Here is a 13,773-nt window from a genome sequence, read left to right on the forward strand (position 1 = left end):
GGGGGGGGGTGAGCAGTAATTGCCTGCTCAGTCCCCCAGATCAGGCCTCACGATTCTGCGTATGGCGTAAAGCTGCAGACTTACCTCGTGCAAGCGTGAGTTGAAACTGTCCAGGAACACATCGGTCACTTCGAAGTATTTGCCTTGACCGTCCTTGCGGCGATGGAGGATCTGCTCACCCTCAGGATTGGTGATGGGGTAGGCATGGACAATGTCTGAGCGTTCGGCGTTCATCGCCTGAAACAAGTCAGCCGCCAATTGTCCAGGTGCGACGACATCGGGGTAGGACAGAGCCCCTTTCTCCACTGCCTTTCGAAAGGCGTTAAGCAAGCCTGCGCCCATCTGCTCCTCAAGCTTCGTCCGGTTCAAAGTGGGATCAAGGTGGCAGGTAACCTCGGCCATGAAACTGGCGATCGAGGCAAAACCGTACAAGGCAATACCCAAACGAAACAGGTAGGTATTGCTACGAGGTAAGGCCACGCGGCCTAGGCTTTTAATGGCGTCGAATTCTGCATCAGTGCTCATGGTTTACATATTCCTAGCCACCTCCAGTAGGCGGCAATTGTCTGATCATTCAGCGATGCATGATGCGCGCGTTTTCAGGAGCCTAGGTGATCCCGAGAATGGCTACTCTGTAAATGACAACCGTGCATCAACTATGCACAAGTCGCAGCCTGGGACGCTTGCTAAACGTCCTTGAACCAGAGAATACACTGCCAAACTCCAACACCAATCCCGATCAGCGCGCCGACGAGGGCAATCGCTTTCGCTGATCTGCCTTCGAAAATACGGTCAAGCGCAACGCCGAAGCCTCTTGAAGCAGTTCTGAGTTTTCCGGTTACCATTTTCCGGATGGTGGAGTTCAGAAACCCTACCTTTGACAATGTCGAGTTGTGCATCCTGATGAACTCTTTGTTCTCGAAGGCCTGGATCTCCTCTTTGCCCTCAAGGAAATGCCGGGGAATGCCACCGTTAAGCTCCATCAGGGACTTCATTTTGGGGTGATTCGCATAACCAGAGCCATAGCGGTCGGCCAGGAGGTCATTCAAATTCAGCCGGCGCTCCACGGGGATGACGGAAGCATCTCTTCCGCCTAGTGCTCGGTACCGGTGCTCAAGGTGTTCGAATCCGTAGGTAAGGTTTCGCATATTCCAGTGCACCCAGTACTTGTCGCGCCTGTCACGGACGAACTGATAAAAACCGGTTAGCAACTGGAGCTCTACCGCGTCGAAATTCCCGAGAACGTCCTCACGCCCGATTCGAAGCTCTTCAGCGATGGAATGCGTCGAGAAACTAACGGCCTGACCGGTAGCGTAATGCGTAATGGCAATGGAGGTGATACGGGGGGAGAGGCCTTCGTTATCGTCGTACAGGCTCTGGCAGGAGTAGTGAATGGTGTAGAAAATCTGAGGGGCCTTCTTGACCTCTCGAATGAATGCGCCGCTATCCGTAATGCTCATTGACTCTACTCGCGGTCAGTCGTGCGTCGAGGCAGATTACTCAACGCTTCCGCGCCGATGATGGAGCGGAAATCTATTCCCTGCAATAAAGCATGTTTCAGCGTGGCACGCCGGCGACAGGGTGGACTGACGTCACTCCAAGTCGCCATAAATCACTGCTGGCCGTCCAAATGGGTAATTGCACTGATTTGACCACCTGTTTACATTCGACTTGACCAGCCATTTGCATCGGATGTGACCAGCGCACGGCTACGTCTTGACCGGCAGGAAACGGCCCAGAGTGTGTAAAAACGCTTCGCCAAGATTGAAGTGCGCGCGTCTACGTTAAATCTGAAATTTATCTGGACGTCAGCAGATGTGGATTTCGCGTAGAAGCGCGACTTTAAGTCCGGTTTTGAGTACCTGTCGCGCTCAAAAACGTTTTTACACAGCCTCGGCCAGAAGCGGCCCGTCAGAAGGAGTAGCCAGCCTGCCGAATCAGACTGGAATAAGGCATGAGATCCGCTATAGTTACACCTCGCTGGCTTGTTCAATCGGGGGTAACTCGAATGTCAACACGGCGGTGCAATTCTCCTCCTACAACGAGCTCGCATAGAGCATTGAGGATAAAGTTATGGGAAAAACAACTAAATTCGACCACGACAAGTCCTACAAAGTTATTGCATTCCAAGCCGTCAACGATATATTGGAAGCGATTGAGAAGGCAAAGGTTTTAGATGGGACATATCCGAAGTTCACTGTAATCATAGAGGGATCGAGCGTCAAAACCTTCGAAGTACCGCAGTCTAACGTGCCTGAAATTATTGAGGTGTTGAAGCTTAGCTCTGCGGGCCAGGATGATTAAGCGGCGATGTCGAGCTTTCAGATGGAGCGTAGCGTTAAGGTTGAAATAGCTTTAGCGCTGGCGACAAGGTCTTGCGCCGAACAATCGCTTGAGATTGCTATAATCGAGTATGGCGATCTGCTTAAATCCACCGTCTGCACACTTACCGATAGGTACGGCAAGTCGTACGTGGGGAAAGGTAAAGGGATTGGTCGCCAGTCAACGGCTTCTGCGCTGTTTGAAGCCATCGAGCATTATCAATATGAGCTTGATCGGGTTATTAGGCGCTCGAATATTGCACCACTCGATCGCTCCAGCTCCGATGCAGCGTTCTATTTTGGTAGCCCAAGATTAGAGCTCTATCCTGAAATTGACGATGTACCATTAAGTCGAATTCACTTCGAAGGCCTGAGTGATAGTCAGGCTATTCAATATCCAGCGTTTTTGACGCATCCGAAGTTTCGTTCAGAAAACTCGATTGAAGAGGCTTTCCTCGGGAGCGCCCGCTTAAGGCGTTACAGCACTAACTCCGGCACGGCCAGCGGTGTGAGCAAGAGCGAAGCCATTCTTCATGGTTTGCTGGAGCTCATTGAACGAGACGCTCTCAGTACAAAACTTTTACGTACTGTCTTCAAGGCTAATGCAGACCCCGTGCGCATAATAGATATCGACACACTTCCACAGGAGTTAAAGGAAATTTGCGTGTTGGCGGAGAACGAGGCCCGGGCGACGCTCAGACTATACGACATGACCAGCGATATCGGAATCCCGTCGTGTCTTGCAGAGATCAGACAGCTGGAACCGCCGTATGAAACATATTTCGGCAGCGGCTCGTCTCTTTCGGTGGCCTATGGCATCGAGAGAGCTGTTCTTGAGGCCGTGCAGGGATTCCACGTTTATAGCTTCGAAATGGATCGCGCGCCGTTGGCGCGAGAGCTTCATGGTCAGCGGCTGACCAAGTATCAGCGGTGTCTTCTCGAGTACGGAATCTTTAGCTATCGAGGTGGCTCGGTGTCGGTTGTCGCTGTTGATCTGATGAAGCATGACCGCAGCGAGCTTTGCGATACCCTAGAGGGGCAGACAAGCTATGTCATTGAAAGGTTGTCCTCTGTAGGAGTAACAGTCTACTCGCGAACCCTCCACGACAGTACGGTGTGCGTGACACAAGTTGTAGCTCCCTCTTTGGAGCGATTTTTCTTGGTATCGGAGGGCTTGATACTTGCTCCAGGTGGCCGGGGCGCTCTAGCGCTCGAAAGCATGTGAAGCACCGGGTTCTTGAGGTAGTAAATAAACTCTGCCCAGAGTGCATACTTGCTTTTGTCTGTGTCAGGCCTTGACGATCGACAGCCATCGGTCAGGAGCGATCAGTTGTCAGCACCAATAGCTGCCGGTGACGAGGAGCTGAGCTCAAAACCGTAGACTGGTCGTAGACACCGATTCGGTAACTCCGTAATGTGCGCAGAAGTCACACCCCGTTGCCTCCCCGCGATATGTCGAATTTGCTAGCACGACACTCACGTGGATTAAGGAGTGAAGCAAGAACAACAAGCGGCACTAGAAAAAATGACGCAAAAATTACCCACCTAATCGCCAAATTAACAGTAGAGTCAAATGCAAAATTACTGGGCACCCACAAAAATTATCGGCTTTTTCGGTATTGCTTTTACTTTTATGGCGGCAACTACAAGCTACGTAGGTGCAAGCAGCCCAATTCTGATACTAAACGAAAATCAAATTCTTTATCTATTTTCAACTTCAGCACAAGTTTTAGCCGGCGTCTATGGATTAACTCTCACGGGCTTCATATTTTTCCGCAATGAGCTAAGTCGTGAAGAGATTGAAGATGAAACTTTGGTTGAGGCTGTAGAGAGCCTTAAAAGTAGATATTTTACTTTGTTGCTATTTGTAACTCTATCTTCCGTCGTTACCTTGCTACTCTCAAACCTGGCTATATCATACGAGGGTGCGGGAACATCATTTAGTACGATAATTATAAATTCAGCTCAGTCCGCATTTGTAATAACATTACTGGCTGTGACCTATTTTATTTTTGAGGTCATATCTCCCAAACGAATTGAAAGAGAAAGCAGGAAGCTTCAGAGTCAGGTTGACCCTTCAAGAGAGGAAGCGAACAAAGGAAGCCTTGAAGAGTTCTTGAAAAACTACAATCAAATCGAGGAAATTATCGCCAAGTACGGATCAATATATCAAGCAACATCTTCAATAAAATACACCAACCGACCTCGCCGATATGTTTCCAATGCAAAACTAACCGAAATGCTTTTCCGAAACGAAAAAATTAGCGAGTCGCTATATAGAGAAATCCGGGCTCTAATAACTCTTCGCAACTCGATAATTCATGGTGCGGAACCGGTTGTCAGTGATCACGTTGTGATCAACTCTTCAACTATTTTGAGTGAGCTACAGAGAGAATTGGAACTAGGTAATTGACGACCAGCTGGTATTCAAAATCGTCTCTTCGCTCAATAGAGATGGCCTAAAGCCAGACCCTTACCCAAATTTATCCAGTGTCTGCTATTGGCCGGTTAGCGACCGTTGCTGCTATTAGCCATCCTTGTCCTTCCACACGTGGAGGACTTGTCATGAACATCATCGCTACCTGCAGCCGTCAGCCCTGGAACAAAGGAAAACTGGTCGGGCAGAAAACCCCACTCCGACTGAGAGATATCTGGGCCATCCGAGTAAGGCTTCAAATTGCGGAAAGAGCCCGAGATCTGGCTCTCTTCGATCTGGCCATCGACAGCAAGCTTCGAGCCTGCGATTTAACCAAGCTCCGCGTGCGCGATGTCGCTCATGGCGAGCACGTATCATCACGATCCATGGTGATGCAGCAGAAAACGCAGCGGCCTGTGCAGTTTGAGATCACTGAGCAAACACGGTCTGCTCTCGCGGCTTGGATACATCAAGCCCAGCTACGCAGCGAGGACTGCCTTTTCCCTAGCCGGCTGCATACCTCAGACCATTTATCCACTCGTCAATACGCTCGTATCGTCAAAGGCTGGGTGAAAGCCGTTGGCCTTGATCCAGCCATGTATGGCACTCACACAATGAGACGTACGAAAGCATCACTAATCTATCGCAGAACGAAAAACTTACGGGCGGTTCAGTTGCTGCTCGGCCATACGAAGCTGGAGAGCACTGTTCGATATCTGGGGATTGAGGTCGATGACGCCTTGGAGATGGCAGAACAGACTGAGGTTTGACCATGTATAGCGACGGTCGAGGTCAGGCCGTCGCTAACCGGCCAGAAGCGGACTGATGAGCGGTAAATAAATCTGTCCCCTTTTCGTTGGGTTGCGAAGCGACCCCAAAAGAAAGAATGCGGTGACTCAGGCACTCTTCGACTGCTGGTTTTTTGGGGCTGCTTCGCAACCCAACGCGGGACAAGCCCGCTCGCCACAGGTTACTTATTGCCTGTTCTACCTAAATACCTTGAAAGCTCTGCATCTACCTCGCAGCCAAAAAGCTAGGACAAATCAGCGACAGGGCTGACGCTACTGTCTCGTTCTGCGATGCTCAACACCACCGGTAGCTGCTGCTCCACAGGTACCTCGTCGGTCTTCTCAAGAAGTTCACCCAAGTCGAAAACGGCCATTTCGACATAGCGTTTTATGCACATCCGCTCATAGGAAACGCTGCGAATACCGTCCAGTACCAGCCAGTTTAAGAACAGTGCGCCCATACCCAGCACCACGATCACCGAGCCCTTGCCCCATGTGAACAAAGGCGTGGCTTTAATAATTTCCGTGCACAACGCGATCATCAGGGCGATCAGAGAGGCGAAACTCAGGTTCTGGGATAAAGCAGGCCTGGCGGGTTTTCCGGTCAGGCCCGCATAAGCTGACAACTCGCGTAGTTTCTCTACCGTGTAGCCCTCCTTGCGCAATCCCTCCAGAAAGAAGGCATAACAAAGGGTGTTTTCCCGTTCAAGGCTCGGCTGCTGGTCAATCGCGTGATCTGCAAACTGCTGCGGGTAAACCATGCGCAATGCCTTAAGGCGCGTGACATAGAGCAGAAGAGCCCAAGGAGCCAGTGCCATGTAGGTGTAAGGAATTAGCGTAGGGTTCTTGATGCCGAACATTGCGAACACAAAAAGCAATGCGGTTGACCCTACAGCTGACCACATTGGCCATAACTTGCGAGCATTGTGGAGTTTGAATATGTGTTTATTGGGTTGTTTACGACTGATTTTATAAAGGGCCTCGAGTTGAGCCCATTCCTTGAGTTTCATGACCCATCCTTATTTTTAAAGTCGTGATAACCGAGCGGTACAACGTTGCCCGCAATTGCCACTGCTGACAACCCACAGCCAAAAAAGACGATCGAAAGGCGACAGATTTATTTTTCTATCACTGTCCGATTTTGGCCGTTAACTGCTCTCCTGCGCTGTGCCGAAACCTTAGGAAAGACGCCACGGTCACGTCCAACACAGAGGAGGAATAACCATGTCATCCATGCAACAGCGTAGTCGCCGATGAAATCACTAACAGCACCGCCAGAATCCGGTTCAGCCATTGCAACTGCGTTGGATTGCTGAGCCAGCGCGCCGCGCTGCGACCCAACAACGCCCAGATCGCCAAGGATGGCAACGACACCAGAAAGAACGCCAAGCACAACGCATTCAGGCCCAGCCCTTGTGCGGTAAACACGCTGATCACGGCAATCGCCATGAACCACGACTTGGGGTTCACCCATTGCAACAAGGCTGCGCCGAGCAAGCCCAGCTCAGGCGTTGTCTCTCCCGTCTGCGTGTCGATGGCGGTCACAGGGGCGTTGAAAATTTGCCACGCCAGCCATAGCATCCAGCACAAACCAAAAACACTGATCGCCGGACGTACGCCGGGCAGCATCAGCGTGCTTGCACCCGCGCCTGCAACCCACACTAATGAAGCTGCACCGACCCCAGCGCCGAGGATTATCGGCGGGCATGACCGCCAGCCGCGCCGGGCGCTCGTGCTGAGGACGATTAGATTGGTCGGCCCCGGGGTTATTGAGGCGACGAAGGCAAAGAGAATAAACGCAAGCATGGTAGGCCCTTATATAATCAAAGGCTTACTGTGTCGGGTATGGGTGTGGCGGTCTTGTACGTTTGTTCAGCGCCGATTCGCGCCAACCGTCCGTTGCTGATATGCGCCCGGCGTGATGCCATAGGCACGTACGAACCAGCGACCCAGATGACTTTGGTCGGAAAAACCAAGCCGGCTGGCGACTTGCACAGGCTGCATCCCCGCAGCGAGCATCTGACGACCTCGGCTGAGGCGCAACTGGATTAACCAAGCGTGGGGCGCTAGTCCATAGGCAGCTTTGAAAGCGCGGGTCAGGCGGAAACGGTCGGTGCCGCAGACTTCAGCCAGGGTATGAAGGCTAACATCCTGTTCATGGTAAGCCATCAGGTAATCGCGCGCCTGTCGAGCAATCATTGGGGCGCGGGATACGATGGCGGGTTGAGGCCGGAGATACAAATGAGCCGCCAGCCGTTCCAGCAACATATCCAGTGCCACATCACGAACCATGCGTACGTCCTGTTTATGCAGCGCATTAAACGCGAACAAGGTGGCCCGAGCCAACTCGGGATCGTCGTTCAGCACGCTGCCAATGCTCGGCAATCCAGCCTCGCGACCAGGCAGTTGCAGGTCATCAAGGGCTTGTTCGAGCCACGCCGGTTGCAAATACAGCATTCGGTAGGTGAATCCGTCAGGACTTGGCGCATCGCCATCGTGGATGTCGCCCGGTTCAAGCATGAAGACCTTACCCGGTGTACTGTCGTGCCGCATCTTGCGGCTGTTGAAACGCTGCACGCCTTGCTCGGTGAAGCCGATCAGGTAGGTTTCGTGCCAGTGCGGATCATAGGCATGCTTGTGCCCCGCGAAATGCGCATGCAAGGTTTCAATGCCGGTTTCCCGGTCGAGGGCAAGGTCGATCCATTTGCTCATGGTTTGAATACGGTGGTGGTCAACGGCCAGTAATCCACAAGCGACCGGCCAAGGCTAGAAGGTTTGTGCAGCGTGAAGCAGACGACGATAACCTGCTTTTTCGTACAGAGTCTGAATTTCCCAATACGCCTTATGTAGTGTCCTGCTTACTATCTTGGCCTGACGCAGCACGGGCCGAGTTTCCGCTTTTGGCCGTTAGCTATCTTTTTGAAGGGCTGCTATGGGTCGATTCATGGCGGTCAAGGCGTATCCGTGCGCTGGTCACATCCAATCTAAATGGCTGGTCAAGTCGAATGAAAACAGGTGGTCAAATGCGATGCAAACGCTTGGTCAAGTCAGGTGCTTTTTCGCATCCAAAGCCTCGGTTCACAAATCCGCACCACTGGCACCCGTATTAAGCTTGGAGCCTGATCCTAAGTCGGGGACATCATGACGGTCAAAGCAGTGATTTTGGATGCGTTCGGAACAATCCTTTACAGCCAGGCACCGGTTCAACCTTATCGCCTGTTGTTCAAGGAGGGGCTTCGCCAAGGAAGACGTCCCACGCCGAATGATGCCCGCCTCGTAATGACGCTGAATTGCGGTCTTGAGGGTGCGGCGGAGCACTAGGTATCCATCTGCCTCAGGGCCGTCTGGCTGAGCTCCAAGCAGTGCTGGATACCGATTTGGCAAGCGTGGAACCCTTCGCGGATGACTTGGCCGGCATCGAGTTGCTGCAGAAACATAGCGTGGCCATCGCTGTATGCTCCAATCTCGCTCAGCCCTATGGTGCAGTAGTAAGTAGCCTGTTCCCCAACCTTGATGTCTACGCATACAGCTATCAATTGGGCATCCTCAAGCACGAGCCTCAGATGTACAACTGGGCGTGTGATCAGCTGAGTGCTATCCCGAGTGGCGCGTTCAGATCCGGCGAAGTGGTGCACATGATTGGGGACTCCATCCGATGTGATCGTGATGGCCCAACGGCCTTGGGCATCACGGGCCACCACCTTGATCGTAGGGGAGGCGGGCAGATGACCAGCTTGCTGCATTTCGCTGAGATGGTTGTCCTGAACAACAGCCATTGATTTGAGATACAAGGCGTGGACAAAACTCCGTGGGCTGGGCCCGTCAACGGCCAGCACTCTCCGCTAAGGCATCGGGGGGCGCGAGGCGGAGAGGGCCCAGCCTAGCGGTTCAGATGATCTCTATCTCGTCTGCTGCGAGCCAACGAGCCTCGACTACGCGCTCTTTGGCGATTTCCGGTTGAGCTGTATAAACCACAATCGCCAGGCTTTTCTCTGCCCGGCTGCAGGTGACGTAAAGCAGGCGGCGCGTTCGGGATAGCGCATCATCCTTTCCAGCGCGCTGATTTTTGATATCACTGTCGGACGGAGCCTTAACGCCCAATAGTTTTTCGTAGCTGAAAAGGAACCCTCCGGCCTCTTCATCATTGAGAATCACCATGACTAGTGGAAACTCCAAGCCTTTGACACCCTGGTGAGTATCGAAGGGTGACAAGCCCTGAGCGTATCCAGCGAATGCGACCATTTCAGAATATCGGCGCCCCAAGAGGATGCGGTAGGCGTGCACTTCAAGTGCTTCACGATCAACTGTCTCAGGCGGTTCTTCATCAGTCACACCCTGCTCCAGGGCAGCTGCGAGACGATCGGGTATTTCAAGCAGACCTGTTTGCGCCAGCACCAACACGACATCGGCCAAAGACGGATCATCACCTGCAACCAAATCGCACAAAGTTTGGCAACCGGCACCGACTTGTTGAAGTAACCCCAACTGATCAGGGGCCGCTTTCATGTGCTCACTGTGGAGGAGAGGTGATCTCTTCCGCACAGCTTCCATGAGCGCGAATTCGCTGTTCCTGGCGCCGTCCAAAATCGGCATGACCCCGTCAAAGAACAATTTGAGAATCGGCAGCGTTCCATCCAGCAGGCTGGTACGCAGGTGCTCAACTGCGTAAAGAGGCGTAAAAATGCCCTCAAATCCTAGGCGCCGGCCGGCCATTTTGTGCTCAAGTATCAGTGTTTTTCGCTCAGATGCTCCTGCTGCCCACTGCTCATCGCCCGTAATTTGTGCCATTCGTTCAGCAATCTGGCTCTCCAACTCAAAGCCGCCATTTGCAGGTTGCCGGGTACAGAACATGCGCACTGCCCCTTGAATCGCACCAGGCTTTGGAGCCTGTTGATGATCATCGGCGGCGCTGCGGATGACGTTGATGAGCTCCACTACCCTCGTTGGACACCTTCTATTTACTGGCTTTTCGGGAGTGGCCCAACCGGCCGGTATTGCCTGTTCCAATTGCTCTTTACCATCGTTGTAAATCCGCTGCATGGTGTCGCCCAAAAGCCCAAGACAAAACCGATTCGGGATTAGCGATTGAGCGGTCAGGAACGCGTCCATGAGAGGGCCGTAGGTATCCTGGCTTTCGTCAATTAGAAGTACAGGGTGCTGATCGGCCATCACGTCCAGCAAAGGCGGACGCTGGATAAATGCAGCCGCCATCTGAATGACCTCGGCGTGATTCAAGGCTTGGCGTCCCCGATTTTCTCCGGTGGGGCTGTAGGTGAAGCTAAAAACCTCATCTAACGCAGCAAGCCGGCGTGTTTTACTCTCTAGCGATGCACGATTGGCGCGAGCGGTTTTGTTGTTGGGATCCCGAGCTTTTGCGAGTTTGTCTTTGAGTTCCTCGATACTTTCAGCGAGCTTGGTGCGAAGCCACTCGCGGATGTCGTCATTGAAACCTTGGATCATTCGCCATGAAAATGCGTGGATGGTTGAAACGACCACCAAGGGATCGTGCTCCAACCGGCGAGAAATCTCCTCACATGCTGCGTTGGTGTAGGTAATGATCGCAACCTGACGTCCTTCGAAGGTCAGTCTCTTGTGCGCGCGCGATTTCAGCTCCCTGACAGCGGTGACCAGAGAATGGGTTTTCCCAGACCCCGCGCCAGCGTAGAGGAAAAAACTTCGTGGGTGATCCAGATCCAGGCATTCTCGGATAATGTCGTCAGCATCACGAATGGGGTTATCGCGCTCCGGCGCTGACGGACTCATTCTTCTGTCACCTCGACGATTGCGGGTGGAACCACCAGAAGGTCTTTGCGTTTGAGCTCCAGCTTCGACTGCAGCCAGGTCAGCCCTTCATGGATGTAACTGGGAACCACGAGTTGACTGAATTCTGGATCGCCCAGGATCTCCAGGGCGAACTCAGCCTTGTCGCCTGTACGCAGCTTCTCGAACAACGCTTCAGCCAGTACATGAGTCGTGTCGGCGGTCTGGATGGCCTCGCTGAACGCACGCATCAGCCCGCGACGTGATTTTCCAGCAAATTGCTCGACGTTACTCAATACCAGGCTGTCCTCAAATGTATTGGGCAAGGCCTCGGCTTGTGCTCCGGTTTTTGGTAGACGAATGGTGATAGGGGTTTGGTAGGCGATTCTGATCGAATAGAGCGCATCGATCTCTTCCACCTTCTGCTCGGCCGGAAGGTCTAGCAATGTATCCACATCATGACCACGTCCAACCACGCGCATCCAGTGGCGGACGGTAGGGTTATTCGTGACTTGCCCGGCCCCGCGAGCAACAGGCTGTGCCGCCTTGGCTTTTCCTGCGTCCAGGTCTGTGATTACCAAGGTCGCAATCCCCAGGGCATCAATTAGTGGCCTGAGGCGATGAGCATGACTTCCGCCGATGTCGAGAATAGTGATGTAGCACTGGTCGAGAAACTTGAAGTGCTGGCGCAGGAAATGGGGAAGAATCATGCGCTCCGCTGCGCCTTCGACCAGGATTACCGCGTCAGCGAAGAAAAGATCGGCATGATGCGCCCGGAGGTATCGTGTGACGAATTCCTTGGTCTTCCCGCGCTGGCCAAACACCGTGCTCAGGTTTGAGACGGTGGATACGGGTATGGGGATATTCGCCATCCCGGATGGGAGGCGCCGAAAGTAACGAAGGTGCTCGTACTCGATTTCATGTGCGACATGGCTTGAATGGGAACTCACAACCAGCTGACTTCTCAGGTTTGGAAACTCCTCAAGCAGAGGATCGTTGCACAGCACGTGGTACGCATGCTTGATGAAGGCTTGCTGCACTTGAACGTGCAGGTGTGCCTCGGGCTCTTCGACCAGTACTAGATGGATTGGCTCAACGTTGGCGGCGCTGCGCTCCTCAGGGGTACGAGATTTCCTAAGCCAGTCATCTCGAAACGCCATGAGACGGAATATCATGGAAATCAGGTTTTGGTAGCCAAGGCCATTGGATGTCTCGGGGAGGCTCAGGCGAGGTTCCCCTGGTGCTCCTGCGACAGAGTCCAACTCAAATAGTACAGCGGCCTCATGATCCATTCCGTCTGTTGGCCCGAGACGAGTTGCGACTTTGATGTTCGGATCGCTGTTGTTCGGGTAACCGAGGCCTGCGACCTCTCTGAGTGCTGGCGCAAAGCTGACAGTGAGCCTGCTGTCGAAGGCACTTTGAGCCGCTTCAATCGCCCGCAGGGCCTCCAGGTCATGCACATCCGGGCTATCACCGGGGTCAAGGTGGCGACGATAATACGCGCGTAATTGTTCAGAAAGCTTCCTGCCGCTTCCGGGTTTGCTTTCGTCTTGTCCCTCATCGGCGCTGTCCCCGAAACCGCGCTGCGCATTGATCTCGTGAACTCTGATCAGGTTAAGCAGGGGATTCCGCTCCAGCGGGATTGCCGTATCACTCAGCGGCTGAAGATTGGCAGTCCTGGTTTCTGCGTTAGGTGGCGAAAGCTTATCTGGATCAAGGCGGTACCATCGCACTTTGAACGCCTTGGCCAAGCGCCGGTTGAGGTAGTCATGCAGGTTCTGCGGCCATAATTGGAGGGTCGGGCGCACCTGGCCATCCGCAGCTTGATTTTCAATTTCCTGCAGCAGCGTAGCGACCCGTTCCCGTTCTTTTCGATAGTCGTAGTAGAGCGTTGGAAGATCATCAGGCTCTAGCCGAAATCGCATACCCACCATGCCGCCTGACCAGGAGAAATTGGGAATCAGGTCGCGGATGTGGTGGAGCTCGCCCTGAGCTGCTCGTATCCAAACGTCCAAGGTTGGCAGCCACTCAGCCCACGCGTTGGATGCTGGAATAGCGAAGCTGTCATCGGCCTGTTCCCACTCCTGGCCAATCGCATCGAGCGTAGCGATATGGCAAAGAGTGAGATCCTGCAGCCGGAACGTCGTCGGCTTAACCAGGAATTTGCGTAGTGCCAGCATTGCTGATGATTTGCCGCTGTTGTTGGCGCCCACCAGAAGGGTGGTTTCGGCCGCCAAGTCGATTCTAACGGATTTAAGCTTACGGAAATTCGCAAGCTCCAGATGCTGGATGCGCATGGGATCCTCCCTGAGATAAGGCGATGGCCGTGAGCCACTGCTAGGTCATGGAACTGTAGCTGACGACTAGTAGAAAGGGCACCAAGCTCAATCCACTGGCTAATGCTCACTGGTTTGTAGTTCCGGAGACGAAGTGCCAACATAGGCGGCATCCAAGTCAGTCGCTGAGCCTCGTGCTCCTCAGGAACAGG

The 13,773-nt window shown here is 53.2% G+C and carries 12 protein-coding genes; 5 read left to right on the forward strand and 7 right to left on the reverse strand.

The features are described from left to right. Window positions 1-27 precede the first annotated feature (27 nt). Complete coding sequence (locus HYE77_RS22240; RefSeq protein WP_177069352.1) at window positions 28-525, reverse strand: hypothetical protein; 498 nt, start codon at window positions 523-525, stop codon at window positions 28-30. A gap of 161 nt (window positions 526-686) precedes the next feature. Further along, entirely contained in the window at window positions 687-1,460 is a 774-nt protein-coding gene (locus tag HYE77_RS22245; protein ID WP_177069353.1) for a hypothetical protein, read from the reverse strand. 613 nt (window positions 1,461-2,073) lie between these two features. Between HYE77_RS22245 and HYE77_RS22250 the strand changes: the two genes are divergently transcribed. The 4 genes from HYE77_RS22250 (at window position 2,074) to HYE77_RS22265 (ending at window position 5,507) form a co-directional block, all read left to right on the forward strand. Next, complete coding sequence (locus HYE77_RS22250; RefSeq protein WP_177069354.1) at window positions 2,074-2,304, forward strand: hypothetical protein; 231 nt, start codon at window positions 2,074-2,076, stop codon at window positions 2,302-2,304. 6 nt (window positions 2,305-2,310) lie between these two features. After that, a complete protein-coding gene (locus tag HYE77_RS22255) occupies window positions 2,311-3,546 on the forward strand; it encodes a YcaO-like family protein (RefSeq protein ID WP_177069355.1) in 1,236 nt (411 codons plus the stop codon). A gap of 348 nt (window positions 3,547-3,894) precedes the next feature. Next, a complete protein-coding gene (locus HYE77_RS22260) occupies window positions 3,895-4,734 on the forward strand; it encodes a hypothetical protein (RefSeq protein WP_177069356.1) in 840 nt (279 codons plus the stop codon). Window positions 4,735-4,886: 152 nt separating this feature from the next. Next, window positions 4,887-5,507 (forward strand): tyrosine-type recombinase/integrase, encoded by a 621-nt coding sequence (locus HYE77_RS22265; protein WP_177051056.1) that lies wholly within the window; start codon window positions 4,887-4,889, stop codon window positions 5,505-5,507. A 263-nt stretch (window positions 5,508-5,770) separates the two neighbouring features. On the opposite strand, the gene HYE77_RS22270 is transcribed toward HYE77_RS22265, so the two are convergent. From HYE77_RS22270 to HYE77_RS22280, 3 genes are all read right to left on the reverse strand, one after another. Then, a complete protein-coding gene (locus tag HYE77_RS22270; RefSeq protein WP_177069357.1) occupies window positions 5,771-6,535 on the reverse strand; it encodes a hypothetical protein in 765 nt (254 codons plus the stop codon). A gap of 217 nt (window positions 6,536-6,752) precedes the next feature. Next, window positions 6,753-7,331 carry a LysE family translocator gene (locus HYE77_RS22275; protein WP_177069358.1) on the reverse strand — a complete coding sequence of 193 codons (579 nt, stop codon included), beginning with the start codon at window positions 7,329-7,331 and terminating at the stop codon, window positions 6,753-6,755. Between the two features lie 66 nt (window positions 7,332-7,397). Further along, complete coding sequence (locus HYE77_RS22280; protein WP_177069359.1) at window positions 7,398-8,237, reverse strand: AraC family transcriptional regulator; 840 nt, start codon at window positions 8,235-8,237, stop codon at window positions 7,398-7,400. 650 nt (window positions 8,238-8,887) lie between these two features. Here HYE77_RS22280 and HYE77_RS22285 point away from each other — a divergent pair. After that, window positions 8,888-9,304: an HAD family hydrolase gene (locus HYE77_RS22285; RefSeq protein ID WP_177069360.1), complete on the forward strand. Its 417-nt coding sequence runs from the start codon at window positions 8,888-8,890 to the stop codon at window positions 9,302-9,304. Between the two features lie 109 nt (window positions 9,305-9,413). Here the strand turns inward: HYE77_RS22285 and HYE77_RS22290 are convergent, their stop codons facing one another. Together HYE77_RS22290 and HYE77_RS22295 are read right to left on the reverse strand one after the other, a co-directional pair. Continuing rightward, window positions 9,414-11,288, reverse strand: a complete 1,875-nt coding sequence (locus HYE77_RS22290; RefSeq protein WP_177069361.1) for a UvrD-helicase domain-containing protein — start codon at window positions 11,286-11,288, stop codon at window positions 9,414-9,416. Continuing rightward, window positions 11,285-13,582 (reverse strand): AAA family ATPase, encoded by a 2,298-nt coding sequence (locus HYE77_RS22295; RefSeq protein ID WP_177069362.1) that lies wholly within the window; start codon window positions 13,580-13,582, stop codon window positions 11,285-11,287. Before HYE77_RS22295 ends, HYE77_RS22290 begins: the two co-directional genes overlap by 4 nt. Window positions 13,583-13,773: the final 191 nt, after the last annotated feature.

It is taken from the genome of Pseudomonas sp. IPO3774 (genome assembly GCF_013386835.1).
GTDB lineage: Bacteria > Pseudomonadota > Gammaproteobacteria > Pseudomonadales > Pseudomonadaceae > Aquipseudomonas.

Bases quoted from the DNA above. Each gene is read 5' to 3' on its own strand.
- HYE77_RS22240 (WP_177069352.1), bottom strand. From the start codon at position 525: ATGAGCACTGATGCAGAATTCGACGCCATTAAAAGCCTAGGCCGCGTG.
- HYE77_RS22245 (WP_177069353.1), bottom strand. From the start codon at position 1,460: ATGAGCATTACGGATAGCGGCGCATTCATTCGAGAGGTCAAGAAGGCC.
- HYE77_RS22250 (WP_177069354.1), top strand. From the start codon at position 2,074: ATGGGAAAAACAACTAAATTCGACCACGACAAGTCCTACAAAGTTATT.
- HYE77_RS22255 (WP_177069355.1), top strand. From the start codon at position 2,311: ATGTCGAGCTTTCAGATGGAGCGTAGCGTTAAGGTTGAAATAGCTTTA.
- HYE77_RS22260 (WP_177069356.1), top strand. From the start codon at position 3,895: ATGCAAAATTACTGGGCACCCACAAAAATTATCGGCTTTTTCGGTATT.
- HYE77_RS22265 (WP_177051056.1), top strand. From the start codon at position 4,887: ATGAACATCATCGCTACCTGCAGCCGTCAGCCCTGGAACAAAGGAAAA.
- HYE77_RS22270 (WP_177069357.1), bottom strand. From the start codon at position 6,535: ATGAAACTCAAGGAATGGGCTCAACTCGAGGCCCTTTATAAAATCAGT.
- HYE77_RS22275 (WP_177069358.1), bottom strand. From the start codon at position 7,331: ATGCTTGCGTTTATTCTCTTTGCCTTCGTCGCCTCAATAACCCCGGGG.
- HYE77_RS22280 (WP_177069359.1), bottom strand. From the start codon at position 8,237: ATGAGCAAATGGATCGACCTTGCCCTCGACCGGGAAACCGGCATTGAA.
- HYE77_RS22290 (WP_177069361.1), bottom strand. From the start codon at position 11,288: ATGAGTCCGTCAGCGCCGGAGCGCGATAACCCCATTCGTGATGCTGAC.
- HYE77_RS22295 (WP_177069362.1), bottom strand. From the start codon at position 13,582: ATGCGCATCCAGCATCTGGAGCTTGCGAATTTCCGTAAGCTTAAATCC.